Source organism: Serratia sp. szju (genome assembly GCF_044594185.1).
Lineage (GTDB): Bacteria > Pseudomonadota > Gammaproteobacteria > Enterobacterales > Enterobacteriaceae > Serratia > Serratia bockelmannii.
In genome coordinates this window covers 3,019,382-3,033,595 of record NZ_CP172576.1, presented here as the reverse complement: position 1 = coordinate 3,033,595, position 14,214 = coordinate 3,019,382, and the positions used below count along the sequence as shown (strand labels likewise).

At 62.5% G+C, this 14,214-nt stretch carries 13 protein-coding genes; 4 read left to right on the top strand and 9 right to left on the bottom strand.

What is annotated here, in order from left to right; translation table 11 throughout:
* The first annotated feature begins 15 nt into the window (after window positions 1-15).
* Window positions 16-969: a siderophore ABC transporter substrate-binding protein gene (locus RE418_RS14375; protein ID WP_049205275.1), complete on the top strand. Its 954-nt coding sequence runs from the start codon at window positions 16-18 to the stop codon at window positions 967-969.
* 33 nt (window positions 970-1,002) lie between these two features.
* On the opposite strand, the gene RE418_RS14370 is transcribed toward RE418_RS14375, so the two are convergent.
* Together RE418_RS14370 and RE418_RS14365 are read right to left on the bottom strand one after the other, a co-directional pair.
* Entirely contained in the window at window positions 1,003-1,791 is a 789-nt protein-coding gene (locus tag RE418_RS14370) for an ABC transporter ATP-binding protein (RefSeq protein WP_089181130.1), read from the bottom strand.
* A complete protein-coding gene (locus tag RE418_RS14365; protein ID WP_025303533.1) occupies window positions 1,788-2,870 on the bottom strand; it encodes an iron ABC transporter permease in 1,083 nt (360 codons plus the stop codon). Before RE418_RS14365 ends, RE418_RS14370 begins: the two co-directional genes overlap by 4 nt.
* Window positions 2,871-3,234: 364 nt before the next feature.
* On the opposite strand from RE418_RS14365, the gene RE418_RS14360 reads away from it, so the two are divergent.
* The gene (locus tag RE418_RS14360) at window positions 3,235-4,335 is read left to right on the top strand and encodes a GGDEF domain-containing protein (RefSeq protein WP_089181131.1); all 1,101 of its coding nucleotides are present in this window, start codon (window positions 3,235-3,237) and stop codon (window positions 4,333-4,335) included.
* A gap of 45 nt (window positions 4,336-4,380) precedes the next feature.
* Here RE418_RS14360 and RE418_RS14355 read toward each other — a convergent pair whose 3' ends face one another.
* The 3 genes from RE418_RS14355 to RE418_RS14345 all read right to left on the bottom strand — a co-directional run bounded on the left by RE418_RS14355 (window position 4,381) and on the right by RE418_RS14345 (window position 7,239).
* On the bottom strand, window positions 4,381-5,859 hold the full coding sequence (locus tag RE418_RS14355; protein ID WP_025303535.1) for an amino acid permease: 1,479 nt from the start codon (window positions 5,857-5,859) through the stop codon (window positions 4,381-4,383).
* 218 nt (window positions 5,860-6,077) lie between these two features.
* Window positions 6,078-6,944 carry a DNA-binding transcriptional regulator YeiE gene (yieE, locus tag RE418_RS14350; RefSeq protein ID WP_060439430.1) on the bottom strand — a complete coding sequence of 289 codons (867 nt, stop codon included), beginning with the start codon at window positions 6,942-6,944 and terminating at the stop codon, window positions 6,078-6,080.
* A 97-nt stretch (window positions 6,945-7,041) separates the two neighbouring features.
* Window positions 7,042-7,239 carry a hypothetical protein gene (locus RE418_RS14345; RefSeq protein WP_049294861.1) on the bottom strand — a complete coding sequence of 66 codons (198 nt, stop codon included), beginning with the start codon at window positions 7,237-7,239 and terminating at the stop codon, window positions 7,042-7,044.
* Window positions 7,240-7,431: 192 nt separating this feature from the next.
* On the opposite strand from RE418_RS14345, the gene RE418_RS14340 reads away from it, so the two are divergent.
* Both RE418_RS14340 and nfo read left to right on the top strand, forming a co-directional pair.
* Window positions 7,432-8,505 (top strand): YeiH family protein, encoded by a 1,074-nt coding sequence (locus tag RE418_RS14340; RefSeq protein ID WP_089181132.1) that lies wholly within the window; start codon window positions 7,432-7,434, stop codon window positions 8,503-8,505.
* 98 nt (window positions 8,506-8,603) lie between these two features.
* Window positions 8,604-9,443, top strand: a complete 840-nt coding sequence (gene nfo / locus RE418_RS14335; protein ID WP_049205268.1) for a deoxyribonuclease IV — start codon at window positions 8,604-8,606, stop codon at window positions 9,441-9,443.
* Between the two features lie 19 nt (window positions 9,444-9,462).
* Here the strand turns inward: nfo and RE418_RS14330 are convergent, their stop codons facing one another.
* The 4 genes from RE418_RS14330 to fruB all read right to left on the bottom strand — a co-directional run bounded on the left by RE418_RS14330 (window position 9,463) and on the right by fruB (window position 13,985).
* Window positions 9,463-10,056, bottom strand: a complete 594-nt coding sequence (locus tag RE418_RS14330; protein WP_080350738.1) for a DJ-1/PfpI family protein — start codon at window positions 10,054-10,056, stop codon at window positions 9,463-9,465.
* Window positions 10,057-10,216: 160 nt separating this feature from the next.
* Window positions 10,217-11,902, bottom strand: a complete 1,686-nt coding sequence (fruA, locus tag RE418_RS14325) for a PTS fructose transporter subunit IIBC (RefSeq protein WP_060433639.1) — start codon at window positions 11,900-11,902, stop codon at window positions 10,217-10,219.
* Between the two features lie 11 nt (window positions 11,903-11,913).
* Entirely contained in the window at window positions 11,914-12,855 is a 942-nt protein-coding gene (fruK, locus tag RE418_RS14320) for a 1-phosphofructokinase (protein WP_089181133.1), read from the bottom strand.
* Complete coding sequence (gene fruB, locus RE418_RS14315; RefSeq protein WP_049294865.1) at window positions 12,852-13,985, bottom strand: fused PTS fructose transporter subunit IIA/HPr protein; 1,134 nt, start codon at window positions 13,983-13,985, stop codon at window positions 12,852-12,854. The genes fruK and fruB overlap by 4 nt, the downstream gene beginning before the upstream one ends.
* Window positions 13,986-14,214 lie beyond the last annotated feature (229 nt).

Below are 14,214 nucleotides of genomic sequence, written 5' to 3'. Positions count from 1 at the left end.
CCGTGAGGAAGCTCCATGAGATTACGCCGCTCCCCCCTGATGATCGCCCTGCTGGCCGCAATGGCGCTGGCGGGTTGCCACAGCAAAACCGATACTCCGATAGCCGCTACTCCGGCCACCGTCAACGTCCAGCACCTGAACGGCAGCACCGAGGTGAAGAAGCACCCGCAGCGCATCGTGGTGCTGGATTACGCGTCTCTGGAAACGCTGCAGCTGCTGGGCGTCGAACCGCTGGCGCTGCCCGGCAACCGCAAGAACTTGCCGGATAGCCTGAAGCGCTATCAGGATGACAAATACCTCAATGCCGGCACCCTGTTCGAACCGGATATGGCCGTGCTGCGCGCCGCCAAGCCGGACCTGATCCTGATCGCCGGCCGGGCGTCCAAAGCTTATGACGAGCTGAACGCGCTGGCGCCGACGCTGAACATGTCCGTCGATCAGCAGGATCAGTTGGGCAGCCTGAAACAGCGCACCCTGCAGCTGGGCGAGCTGTTCGATAAGCAGCAACAGGCGCAGGCGGCGATCGATAAGCTGGATGCGCAGATCGCCGCAGTCAAACCACAGGCCACCCAGGCCGGGCGTGGGCTGGTGGTGCTGTTCTCCGGCGGCAAGATCAGCGCTTACGCGCCCAAGAGCCGTTTCAGCTTCGTCTATGACGCCCTCGGCTTCTCGTCCGCGCTGCAGTCCGACGAAAAAGACGTGCGCGGCAACAAGCTGACACCTGAGCAGGTCGCCAAACTGAATCCGGACTGGCTGTTCGTCATCGACAGAGACGCCGCGACCGGGCGGCCGAACGCGGTGGCACCGCAGAAAATCCTCACCGGCACCGCGCTGAAGAAAACCACGGCGGTGAAAAAAGGCCAGGTGGTCTACCTGCCGGCAGCCGAGGTGTATCTGTCCGGCGGCATCGTCACCGCCCAGCACGTCGTCGAACGCGTGAGCGAGGCCCTAAACCACGCTGCGCGATAAAGAAAGCCCGGCGATGCCGGGCTTTTTCTTGGGTTAAATCGTCGGCTGGTTCACCAGACCGTCTATCAGCACCTGCGGCGTGCCCTGCGAGCAACGCTCGATGCGCCCGCGCACGCCGTAGACCCGCGCCAGGCTCTGCGGCGTAATCACCTGATCCGGCGCGCCATCGGCGATCAGATCGCCATCCTGCAGCATCAGCACGTGGTCGCCGTGACGCAGCGCGATGTTGATGTCATGCACCACCACCACCGTCACGATATTGCGCTTGCGGGTTTCGCGGCGCACCAAATCCATCACGTGGAACTGGTAGTTGAGATCGAGCGCGCTCAGCGGCTCATCCAGCAGCAGCAGCAACGGCTGACGGATCAGCGACTGCGCCAACCCCACCAGCTGTTTCTGGCCGCCGGACAGCTGATCGAGATAGCTCAGCGCCAGGTGGGCGATGCCCAGCTGTTCCAGCAAAGCCATCACTTCCGCTTCGCTGCCGGCGTTGCTGCGGCCGCCCGAGGCGCGCTGCGCCACGATGATCGACTCCAGCACGTGCAGATGCACCCCAGCAGGCAGCGACTGCGGCAGGTACACCACTTTCTCCGCCCGACGGGCGAACGGCATCTGCATCAGATCGCCGTCGTCCAGCCACAGCTTGCCCTGCGCCGGGTTCAGCCCGGCCAGCGAGCGCAGCAGCGTCGATTTGCCGCTGCCATTCGGCCCCAGCAGCACGGTGATTTGCCCGCGCGGCAGCATCGGCACCGAGAGATTGTCGATCACCTGGCGTTTCGGGTAACCCGCCGAGAAGTTTTCTATCCGTAAACCCTGGCTCATACGTTCCCCCGGTGGCGCAGAATAATGCTCAGGAAGAACGGCACCCCGACCAGCGACGTGACGATCCCCACCGGGATGATTACCCCAGGCACCAGGTTTTTCGACGCCACCGAGGCCATCGACAACACCAGCGCGCCAATCAGCGCACTGGCCGGCAGGTAGAAACGGTGATCTTCGCCGAAGATCATGCGGGCGATGTGCGGCGCCACCAGACCGATAAAGCCGATCGGCCCGACGAAAGCCACCGCCAGCGCCGAGAGCATGCTGATGCGCAGCAGCGTGGTCAAACGCAGCCGACGCACGTCGATGCCGAAGCTCACCGCCCGGTCTTCACCCAGACGCAGCGCGGTCAGTTTCCACGAGCTCATCATCGACAGCGGCAGCAGCACGGCGAACACCCCGAACAGAATGCCCAGTTTGTCCCACGAGGCGCGCGCCAGGCTGCCCATGGTCCAGAACACCAGCCCCTGCAGCGTGTCCTCGCTGGCGATGAATTGCATCATCGAGACCAGCGCGTTGAAGGTAAACACCAGCGCGATGCCGAACAGCACCACGCCGGAGGTGGCGACCCGCGTCCAGCGCGTGATGCCGTCGAGCATTAGCGCAGCGAACAGCGCGAAGATAAAGGCGTTGGCGGAGATGAACCACTGGTCGGGAATCCCCGGAATGCCGATGCCAAGCACGATCGCCAGCGCGGCGCCAAAGGCCGCGGCGGAAGAGACCCCGAGGGTAAAGGGGCTGGCCAGCGGGTTATTCAGGATGGTCTGCATCTCCGCCCCGGCCAGGCCGAGCGCAAAGCCCACCACCACCGCCATCAGCGCGTAAGGCAATCGGATGTCCCAGACGATCACCCGCGTGCCGGCATCGGCCGCGGCGGGGTCAAGCAGCGTGTGCCATAAAGACGACAGCGACAGGCCGGACGGCCCCATGGTGAAATCCAGCAGCAGCGAGCCCAGGATCGCCAGTGCCAACACGCCCATCATCATCAGGCGATGGCGAAGAATATGCTGATAACGCCCCATCACGCCGGCGTTGGGTTGCCCCTTGGCGTCAGTCATGGGATCGGTGGATACGCTCATTCGTTAAGATACCTGTTACAACCATCATGACAGCGGCGCGAAGGCGTCCGCCGTGAACCGGAAAGTGTGCGGCAGCAGCCTGCGCGCAGCCGTCCACAATAAAGCAAACGATAATACTTATCAATCATATCAATAGGTGAAAACAGCGTTATCGAAATGTAACAATTTGTTTTTACACGCCATTTTTCAAACCACCACGCTTACCCCCGCCAGCGGCCAGTAGGTTCATTATTCTGAAAGTGATTCCTGATCCGACCAGACTCTGACAAATAACGGCAAAACCACATAGAATCCAAAGCCACAGCACCGCGCGTGCAAAAAACCTTCAGGCCGCCGCAAGAGCGGCCTTATTGACGAGGCTGTAATGAGAAGTCCATCTCCGGCGACAACGCCCAAACGCCCGGCGCTGCTGAACTGGCTGTTATACAGCCCGCTGCAGGCCGATGACGAGCCGTTTCAACGCCAGCTGCGTCTCACGCTGACGCCCTCTCCTCTCACTCCCTGGCTGAATGCCGCAGGGCCGGTCGCGCTGTTAGTGGGGTACGCCTGGCTGAACCGACCGCTGATCGGTATCGGCCTGCTGCTGCTGTTGCTGCTGTTGACCGCCGGGCGAGCCTGGCTGGCGCGCCGGCGTCAACCCGCCTGGCCGGACGCCATGCTGGTGACAGTGTTGCTGTGGACGCTGCTGGTCGGCGCCAGCGCCGCGCTGGCGATGCTGTCGGGCCGCTTCGTTTTAATACTTTTCGCCGGCCTCACCATCACCGCTCTGGCCTGCTGGCTGATGCAGCGCCACGCCGCCGCGCCACGCTTCGCGCTGCTTGAGGTGATCGCGCTGACGCTGCCTTACCTGCTGGCGGCACCGCTGTCGCGCGTGCAAAATCTGTTTGTCCTGGCGGACCTCGCGCCGCTGTGGCTGGTGCTGGCCCATGGCATGATCGCACGCTACCACCGCCAACTGGTGCAGCACGTCACGCTGGCCTGGGAGAAACAGCAGGCGTCGCACCGCGATCGCCTGACCGGCTTCCTCAACCGCGCGGGCGGCGAGGTGGTGATGCGCAGCATCTGCCGCCCCGCAGCGGCACAGACGATCTCCCACCTGTTCATTCTTGAGTTCGGTCCGCTGGCGGCGCTCTACCAAAGCCACGGCGTCCAGATCGGCGACGACGTACTGCGCACCGTCGGCGAGCGTCTCAAGACGCTGATCCGCCCGAGCGACTACGTCTGCCGCTATACCGGCGGCCTGTTTTTGATTCTGGTGCACGATCTGCCCTACGGCGCGGAAAGCGAATTCCTGGCGCGCATCGTGCCGCCGCTGGAGGCACCTTACGATTTTGGCGCGTTCGGCGAGGTGAACATGCAGCTCAACGCTGGCATTGTGGCGCTGACGCAGCATTATGCGACGGTGGAAGATTTGATGAGTTCGGCGCAGCGGGCGCTGGCGGAAGCCAAAGGCGGGAAAAAGTAAAGCCAAACGCGGCGGGAACCCCCGCCGCGTATCACTCACCGAAAATTACTTCACGTCCATCTTCGGGAATTCCATTTCGCTGTACTTCACGACACGGGTGCCTTGCGACAGCTTGTAACCGAACCAGATCAGCAGGAACAGCGGAATGCCGATGTAGGTCGCGGTCACGCCGTACCAGTCGATCTTATCTTGCAGGAAGGCCTGGTAGTTCTGCCCCAGGGTAATGATCAGGCACAGCACGAAGGCGAAGATCGGCCCCAGTGGGAAGAACCCGGAACGGTACGGCAAATCGTTCAGATCGCGCCCCTGCAGCATGTAACCGCGACGGAAACGGTAGTGGCTGATGGCGATGCCCAACCAGGCGATGAAACCGGTCATGCCCGAGGTATTCAGCAGCCACAGGTAAACCGACTGGTTGCCGAACATCGAGGTCAGGAAGCACAGCCCGGCCACCACGCAGGTCGCATACAGCGCGTTACGCGGCACGCCGCCTTTCGACAGCTTGGCGAAAATCCGCGGCGCCTTGCCTTCCGACGCCAGGGTGTACAACATGCGGGTCGATGCGTACATGCCCGAGTTACCGGCCGACAGCACCGCCGTCAGGATCACCGCGTTCATCACCGCCGCCGCCGACAGCAGGCCGGCATGCTGGAACACCAGGGTGAACGGGCTGACGCTGATGTCTTTCACGTCGTTGCGCAGCAGGCTCGGATCGGTGTACGGAATGATCAGGCTGATGATCAGAATGGCGAAGATATAGAACAGCAGGATACGCCAGAACACCTGACGCACTGCGCGTGGGATGTTTTTACCCGGATTCTCCGATTCGCCGGCCGCGATACCGATGAGCTCGGTGCCCTGGAACGAGAAGCCGACGATCATGGCCACGCCGATCATCGCCGAGAACCCGCCGGCAAACGGCGCGTCTCCTACCGTCCAGTTCTGCCAGCCGGCATGCTCGCCGCCCTTCAGAATGCCGACGATCATCAGCACACCGACGGCGATGAAGATAATCACCGTGCTGACCTTGATTAACGCGAACCAGTATTCCGCCTCGCCGAACCCTTTCACCGAAATGTAGTTCAGCAGGAACATCAGACCGAGGAACAAGGCGCTCCAGATCCAACCTGGGGTGTCCGGGAACCAGTAGTTCATTACCAACTGCGAGGCCACCAGGTCAACGGCGATGGTCACCGCCCAGTTGTACCAGTAGTTCCAGCCCAGCGCGAAGCCGAAGCCTTCTTCCACGTATTTGGCGCCGTAAGTGGAGAATGAACCGGAGACCGGCATAAAGGCCGCCAGTTCGCCCAGGCTAGTCATCAGGAAGTACACCATCAAACCGATCAGAGCGTAAGACAGCAGCGCCCCGCCGGGGCCTGCCTGAGAAACCGTGGCCCCCGAGGCCACAAACAGGCCGGTGCCGATGGAGCCGCCGATGGCGATCATGGTCAAATGCCGGGCTTTCAGCTCGCGGCGCAATCCGGGTGCTTGCTGCCCCGATGTTTTTATATCCTGCTGAGCCATTCGTACCCTATCTGCTCTTTGAAAAAATGAGGGCGGATTGTAACAAATACCCGCCGGTGAACTAGCAACATTGCACTGATATAAGATAGCTTCATAATTCAGAGGCAATTATTAGCCGCGGCCCTTATGGCCTTACTTACTCTCATTAATGTGAGCGCGCGCAGGTTTTTATGCTTTTTCGGGCCTGCGCGGCAGCAGAGGGTGTGACGCGCTGTCGATTACAGCGCGCAATAGCTGAGAAAACGCTGCAATGCGTTGGAAATGTGCTTTTGCCGATGGCGGATCAGGTACAGGGTGCGCCGCAGCGGCGGCAGCGGTACCGGCAGTTCCACCAGTGCGCCGCTGGCCAACTGTTCCGCTACCACCCGCCGCGACAGGCAGCTGATGCCGATGCCGTGCCGCACCGCGTGCTTGATCGCCTCCGAGTTGCCGAGCTCCATCACCAGCTGGAAGTGCGGCAGGTGCGCCAACAGCAGATGATCCAGCACCTCGCGGGTGCCCGAACCGCGCTCGCGCAGGATCCACGAGGCATTGGCCAACGCCTCCAGCGTCGGTGGCTGGCGGGTCAAGGGATTGTCCGGCGCGGCGAACACCACCAGCTCATCCTCCAGCCACGGCTGCGTCACCAGCTCCGGCATATGGCAAGGCCCTTCGATCAGCCCCAAATCGACGCGAAAATCCGCCACCGCTACGATCACGTCCTGGCTGTTGCCAACGTTCAGCTCCAGCGGCGTGGCCGGAAAATCCCGACGGTAACGGGCGATCATCTCCGGCAGCATGTAGTTGCCGATGGTGCTGCTGGCGGCGATGCGCAGCGCCCCGCCGTCATGGCGGAACAGCTGCTCTATCTCCCCCGCCTGTTCCAACAGCGCCAGCGCCTTGGGATACAGCAACCGGCCGTGCTCGTTGATCACCAGCCGTTTACCGACGCGATCGAACAGCTGCACGCCCAGCTGCCCCTCCAGATCCGCCAGCGCCGCGCTGACCGCCGACTGCGACAGCGCCAGCACCACCGAGGCCTGAGTGGTCGAACCGCTTTTCAGCACTTCGGTGAAAACTTCCAGTTGACGCAACGTGATATGCATAGCCGTCCCGGTATTGAAAGAAGGTTCTGCCAGAGAACCCAACATGGTGATGTGGGCAGCCCGGCCAGGCTACCCTGTTTGCGGCCAGATCGGCGCGCTATTTGCCCAACGCGACCAGCTGCGCCGCCGCGGCCAGCACCGGCTCGCGCGGCGTGCCGACTTCGTCCCGCAGTATCAATTGCAGCATCGCAACGAGATGATCGCGGTCGATCGCCTTGTTTTCTTCAATCAACCGCCGCACCGCGCGCCCCACTTCCTGATCTACCTGCTCTCTGCGTTGATCGTCGGTATCCATCGCCTGCTCCTGTTAGTTGGAAAGTTGACGGCGGCTCGCCGCTCCTCCACACCCTAGCCGCAATGCGGCGTTATGCCAATGCCTGATCCCATACCACTTATTCAGATAGGTTATAAATATATAATCAATTTCTCTTTTATTCAGCCCAAACGTACTCTTAGCAGCAAGAAACAGACTGAAGGACTGACTTTTATGGCGACTGATACCACTCACACCTATCCCGAGCGACGCTTTCCGCTGTTTGGCCTGCCACGGCTGGTGCCGGGGCTGGCGCTGACCGGCGCGCTCACCGCGTTGGCCGTCTGGGCCGGCGATATTCCCTGGGTGGCGGAGCTGGGGCTGGGGGCGCTGACGCTGGCGATCCTGCTCGGCATTCTGGTGGGCAACACGCTGTATCCCCGCTGGCAAACCGTTTGTCACAGCGGCGTACAACTGGCCAAACAGCGGCTGCTGCGTCTGGGGATTATCCTTTACGGCTTCCGGCTGACCTTTCAGCAGATCGCCGACGTCGGCGCCAGCGGCATCATCATCGACGCACTGACCCTGATCACCACTTTCCTGCTGGCCTGCTGGCTCGGCAAGAAAGTGTTCGGCATCGACAGCCAGACCGCGATACTGATCGGCGCCGGTAGCAGCATTTGCGGCGCGGCGGCGGTGATGGCCACCGAGCCGGTGCTGAAGGCCGATTCTAGCAAAGTGGCGGTAGCGGTCTCGACCGTGGTGGTATTCGGCACCCTGGCTATTTTCGTTTATCCCTGGCTGTATCAGTTGAATGAACACTTCCAGTGGCTGCCGTTCAGCCAGGAAACCTTCGGCATTTACGCCGGCTCCACCATCCACGAAGTGGCTCAGGTGGTCGCCGCCGGGCACGCCATCGGGCCGGACGCCGAAAATGCGGCGGTGATCGCCAAGATGATCCGCGTGATGATGCTGGCGCCGTTCCTGCTGCTGCTGTCGGGCTACATCAGCCGCGGCAGCGCAGGCAAGGCGGAAAAATCCGCCATCACCATTCCGTGGTTCGCCGTGCTGTTTATCGCCGTCGCCGGGCTGAACTCCTTCAACCTGCTGCCGGCCACGCTGGTGCGCCATCTGATCACCGCCGACACCTGGATGCTGGCGATGGCGATGGCGGCGCTGGGGTTGACCACCCACATCAGCGCCGTGCGCCAGGCCGGGATGAAACCGATTCTGCTGGCGACGCTGCTGTTCGTCTGGCTGCTGGTCGGCGGCGGCGCGATAAACCAACTGGTGCAACACCTGCTGTAATCCCCCTCGGCGGTCCGCTTCAGCGGGCCGCCGCTTTTCGCCATTCAATCCGCCCGCCATCAATGCCATAATGTCACCGATAACACAGGAGAATGAAGATGAAGTTTGTCGGTGCACATGTCAGCGCGTCAGGCGGCGTGGATCAGGCGGTTATCCGCGCGCACGAATTGGAGGCGACCGCGTTCGCCCTGTTCACCAAAAATCAGCGTCAATGGAAGGCCGCACCGCTGGCCGCCGACGTGATCGATAAGTTCAAGAGCGCATGTGCCCAGTACGGCTTCGGGCCGGGGCAGATCCTGCCGCACGACAGCTACCTGATCAATCTGGGCCACCCGGTGGCCGAGGCGTTGGAAAAATCGCGCGAGGCGTTTATCGACGAACTGCAGCGCTGCGAACAGCTGGGGCTGACGCTGCTGAACTTCCATCCCGGCAGCCACCTGCTGCAAATCGATGAAGACAAGTGCCTAGCGCGCATCGCCGAATCGATCAACATCGCGCTGGATAAAACCGCTGGCGTGACGGCGGTGATCGAGAACACCGCCGGCCAGGGCAGCAACCTGGGCTTCAAATTCGAACATCTGGCGGCGATCATCGACGGCGTGGAAGATAAGAGCCGCGTCGGCGTTTGCATCGACACCTGCCACGCCTTCGCCGCCGGGTACGATCTGCGTACCGAAGAAGACTGCGAGCACACCTTCAAGCAGTTGGGCGACATCGTCGGCTTCAACTACCTGCGCGGCATGCACCTGAATGACGCCAAGAGCGAGTTCAACAGCCGCGTCGACCGCCACCACAGCCTGGGGGAAGGCAACATCGGCAAAACGGTGTTCAGCTACATCATGCGCGATCCGCGCTTCGACAATATTCCGCTGATTCTGGAAACGGTAAACCCGGATATCTGGGCGGAAGAGATCGCCTGGCTGAAAGCACAGCAGTAACCCTCCCTTGGCCGCTCGCCTATGCGCGAGCGGTTTCCCCCACCGTGTGCTCTGCCGCCAGCATGGCGCCGAACTGACACAGCGTTTCTTCATCCAGGCCCGCCGCCCTAAACACCGCGGTGGTAAAGCTGACCGGCGCCGAGCCCGGTGCCGTAATGACACGGTCATCCACGACGGCGGCGGCGCTCGCAACGTAATGGCGCTGCCCGCTGTAGCCCTCAACATTGCGCGTCAAGAACTCGGCATCGTTGGAGGTATGCGCCCTGCCGTTCAACAGGCCGGCCCGCGCCAACGCCAACGTCCCGCCGCAAATGCCCGCCAGAGTCGCGCCGCGTTGAGACTGCTCGTTGAGCAACGCGCGGATATCCGGCGCCCGTTCGGTTTCCCACAGGGTGCCGCCGACCACCACCAGCACCTCGGGGCGCCAATCCGCCAGTTCGGCCACGCTTTTTTCAACCTCGACCGTCAGCCCGCCCTGTGAGCGAAGCGTTCCGGCCTGCGGCGCAAAAAACGCCACCTCCAGCCCATAAAACGGGCCGCCAACGCCGGCAATCAGCGCGTATTCCCAATCGGCGAAACCGGGTGTGAGTACGATCGCCACTTTTTTAGCCACGGATGAATCTCCTTGAGTCATTGCTTGTTCGCAGGAACAAAGTCGCGCTATCAGCTTAGAAAGCGTTGTGGTTTCTGACCAGGGGTAAATCGTGCTAACTGCCTAAGGCACAAACAAAAACGCGCAGCTCGGGGCTGCGCGTTTTGCGGTATCGCGAGGCTTACGCCGCGGCGGTAACCGGTACTTCAGCACGTTTCAGCAGGGCATAAGCTACGCCCGCCAGCAGCGTACCGGCGGCGATCGCCACCAGGTACAGCAACACCGGCGAAATCGCGCCCGGGATCAGCAGCACGAACAGCCCGCCGTGCGGTGCCATCAGTTTGGCGCCGAAGGCCATCGACAGCGCGCCGGTCAGCGCCCCGCCGGCGATGCAGCACGGCAACACGCGCATCGGGTCGCGGGCGGCGAACGGAATCGCCCCTTCGGTGATGAAGCACAGCCCCAGCACCAACGCCGCCTTGCCGCCTTCCTGTTCGGATTTCGGGAACTTGCGGCGCGCCAGCAGCGTCGCCAGACCCATCGCCAGCGGTGGCACCATGCCCGCCGCCATGATGGCCGCCATCGGCGCATACACCGAAGAGCTGAGCAGCGCCACGCCGAACGCGTAGGCCGCTTTGTTCACCGGGCCGCCCATGTCGGTACACATCATGCCGCCGAGGATTGCCCCCAGCAGTACGGCGTTGGCGGTGCCCAGCGATTGCAGCCAATGGGTCAGACCTTCCATGATTTTCGCCACCGGCGTGCCGACCACGTAAATCATGATGAGGCCGGTGATCAGGCTGGCGACCAGCGGAATGATCAAGATGGGCTTCAGCGCTTCCATACTTTGCGGCAGGCGCAGCTTGCTGCTGATCGCCTTGGCGACATAACCCGCCAGGAAGCCGGCGATGATGCCGCCGAGGAACCCGGCGCCGGTGCTCACCGCCAGCATGCCGCCGATCAGGCCCGGCGTCAGGCCCGGACGATCCGCGATGGAGAAGGCGATAAAACCGGCCAACACCGGCACCATCAGCGCAAAGGCGGAGCCGCCGCCGATCTGCATCAGCGCCGCCGCCAACGTGCCTTTGACTTCAAACGCCTTGATGCCGAACACGAACGACAGCGCGATGCACAGACCGCCGGCCACCACCATCGGCAGCATGTAGGACACGCCGGTCAGCAGGTGGCGATACGGGCCGCTGCCCTCTTTCTTTTTCGCCGCCGGCGCCGCGCTACCGCGCTGCTGCGGCTGGAACACCTCCGCCTCGGCCTGCGCCTTGTCCAGTTCCTGCGCGGTTTTCTTCAGCGCCAGACCGGTGGAAGTACGATACATCGGCTTACCGGCAAACTTGTCCAGATCCACTTCGATGTCCGCCGCGACGATCACCAGATCCGCCGCCGCCACTTCTTCCGGGGTGATGGCGTTGCCGGCGCCGACGGAACCGCGCGTTTCCACCTTCACCCACCAGCCGCGTTTCTTGGCTTCACTTTCAATGGCTTCGGCCGCCATAAAGGTATGCGCCACGCCGGTTGGGCAAGCGGTGATCGCCACGATGCGTTTTTGCCCATTGGCTTTCACCGGTGCCGCCGCCTGCGGCACCTGATAGGTTTCAGCTTCGGCCTTGGCACGCGCCAGAAAAGCGTCCGGTTCCCGCACCGCCTGTTCGACATCGCCCACATACACCAATTTGCCGTTCAGCCCGGCGTCAGCAGGAGCAGCCTGCCCCGCCACCACCACCAGTTCGGCGTCCTGCAGTGACTCGACCAGCGTCAGGCCTGTTTTGGCCGCGGCGGCCTCCAGCATGCGTTTCGCCAGGTGGCCACGGGCCTGCCCCAGCGAACTGTCTACCATCAGCAGCGTTTTCATTCTGCCTCCTGCTATTGATTGAAAGGTTTCAGATCGACGCGCGCCATCATCGCGGCCAACTGGGGACGATCGGTCACGCCGACGTTGCTTTGGCTGACCGCCAGCGCCGCTACCGCCGTGGCCAGACGCAGAGTGTGTTCGCTGGATTCGCGCATCAGCAGGCCGTAAATCAGGCCGCCGACCATCGAATCGCCGGCGCCCACGGTGCTGACCACCTCACAGGACGGCGGTTTGGCGATCCAGGCGCCGGAGGCGTTAACCCACAGCGCGCCTTCCGCGCCGAGGGAGATGACCACGTGGGCGATGCCCTGTTCACGCAGCGCATGCGCGGCCTCGACCACGTCCGCCAGCGTCGGCAGCGGGCGACCGGCCCAGATTTCCAGCTCGCGGCGGTTCGGCTTCACCAGCCACGGCGAGGCCTTCAGCCCGGCGACCAGCGCTTCGCGGCTGCTGTCGAAAATGATGCACGGGCACTTGGCGCGCAGCTGGGTCATCCAGTCGGTAAAGGCGTCGGGATCGACACCGGCCGGCAGACTGCCGCTCACCGCCACCATGTCGAACTGGCCCAGCCAGCTCAGCGAGTCGCTGACGAAGCGCTCCCAGTCCTGTGATGTCACTTCAAAGCCGGAGAAGTTGAAATCGGTCACCTCGCCGTCTTTTTCCGTCAGCTTGACGTTGATGCGGGTGCGGCCCGGCACCACCTGAAAGCGATTGGCGATCCCCAGATCGCTGAACAGCAGTTGGAAACCGTCCTGATTGTCTTTGCCCAAGAAGCCGCCGACGGTGACGTCGATGCCTAAATCCTTCAACACTTTGGCGACGTTAATGCCCTTACCGGCGGCGTGCAGGCCGGCAGTTTTTACCCGGTTGACTTCCCCGCGCTCGATCTGCGGGCAGAAACCCACCAGATCGTACGCCGGGTTCAGGGTGATTGTTGCTACTCTTCTGCTCATGCTGCGCCCTCGCCCAGTCCTTCATTAATCGCTTCGCCAATCGCCTTCAGCGCGGCTTCAGCATCTTCTCCATTGGCGGTAAAGCGCAGGTGATGCCCTTTCTTCACGCCCAACGCCACCACCTTCATCAGGCTGCGCCCGTTGGCCGGCTTGCCGCTGCCGTCCAGGTTGGTGACGGTGATGTCACTGTTGAAACTTTTGATCACGTTGACCAGCGCCGTGCCGGGCCGCGCGTGCAGGCCATGCTCGTTGCGGATCACGAATTCGGCGCTCAGCACGCTGCTCTCTTCCGCCACGTCGCTGGTCAGCAGCGCCAGCACCCCGGCGGCATCCGCCTTCAGCAAGCGTTCAGCTTTGTTGGCCAGCAGCAGATCGCTGAGGTAGTTGAGCACCGCCAGCGGCTGCGCGTCGGCGACCGACACCGTCAGCAGCAGCGCCACCGGCTCGCCGTCTTCCACGAAAGCCTGCGCCGGGCGGCTGACGGTGGCCGCGCTGGCCAGGTTGCCTTCAACGCTGTCGCTCAGCCAAATGCCCTGCCCCAGATTCAGCGGCCTGCGGGTGATGACATCGCTGACGAACTGCGCGTTGACCGCCCCGATTTTTTGCAGACGGCCGGCGTTCAGCGCCTGCAGCGTCATCAGGCTGTCGGCCGCGACGTCGAGCGCAATCAGCGAAACGTCGAACTGGAATTCAGCGCTCTGCCGTTCGCCCATCAACAGGCTGCGCAGCTCTTCCGCGGAGGTGGTTTTCGCCAGCCGCTCCGCCACGCTGTCATCACTCAGCACGTGGGTGAGCTGACGCAGCAGCGCCAAATGCTCGTCGGAACGGGCGGCGATGCCGATCGCCACATAGGCGGTCTGGCCTTCCCCCCACGCGATGCCCTGCGGGAACTGGAACACCTGCACGCCGGTTTTCAACACCAGATCGCGGGTATCGGTGGTGCCGTGCGGAATGGCGATGCCGTTGCCCAGGTAGGTGGACGTCTGCAGTTCGCGCTGCAGCATGCCGTCCACGTAACCGGCGCTGACGCAGCCGGCTTCGGTCAGCGCGGCGGCCACCTGACGGATGGCCCCCTGCTTATCGGCGGCAGCGGCGCCCAGATGAATGTCTTGCGGTGACAACTGGAACATGATTCTCCTCTCCTGCTGAATTGAATCGTTTCAGCTTTATTGAGAAAAAGGAGCGTTACCCGCTGCCCACAAGCGGTCGGATAACGCTGAAACGTTTCAAGGAGTGTGTAAGCAGCGCAAGATGAAAGCAAGCTTTCTCCCTTTCGCCATTGCAGATTTTTGAGCTTACGCACACTTTCATCGGCGCATTGGTCAGCGCCGGGGCAAAGTGACATACTGTGCTGAAACT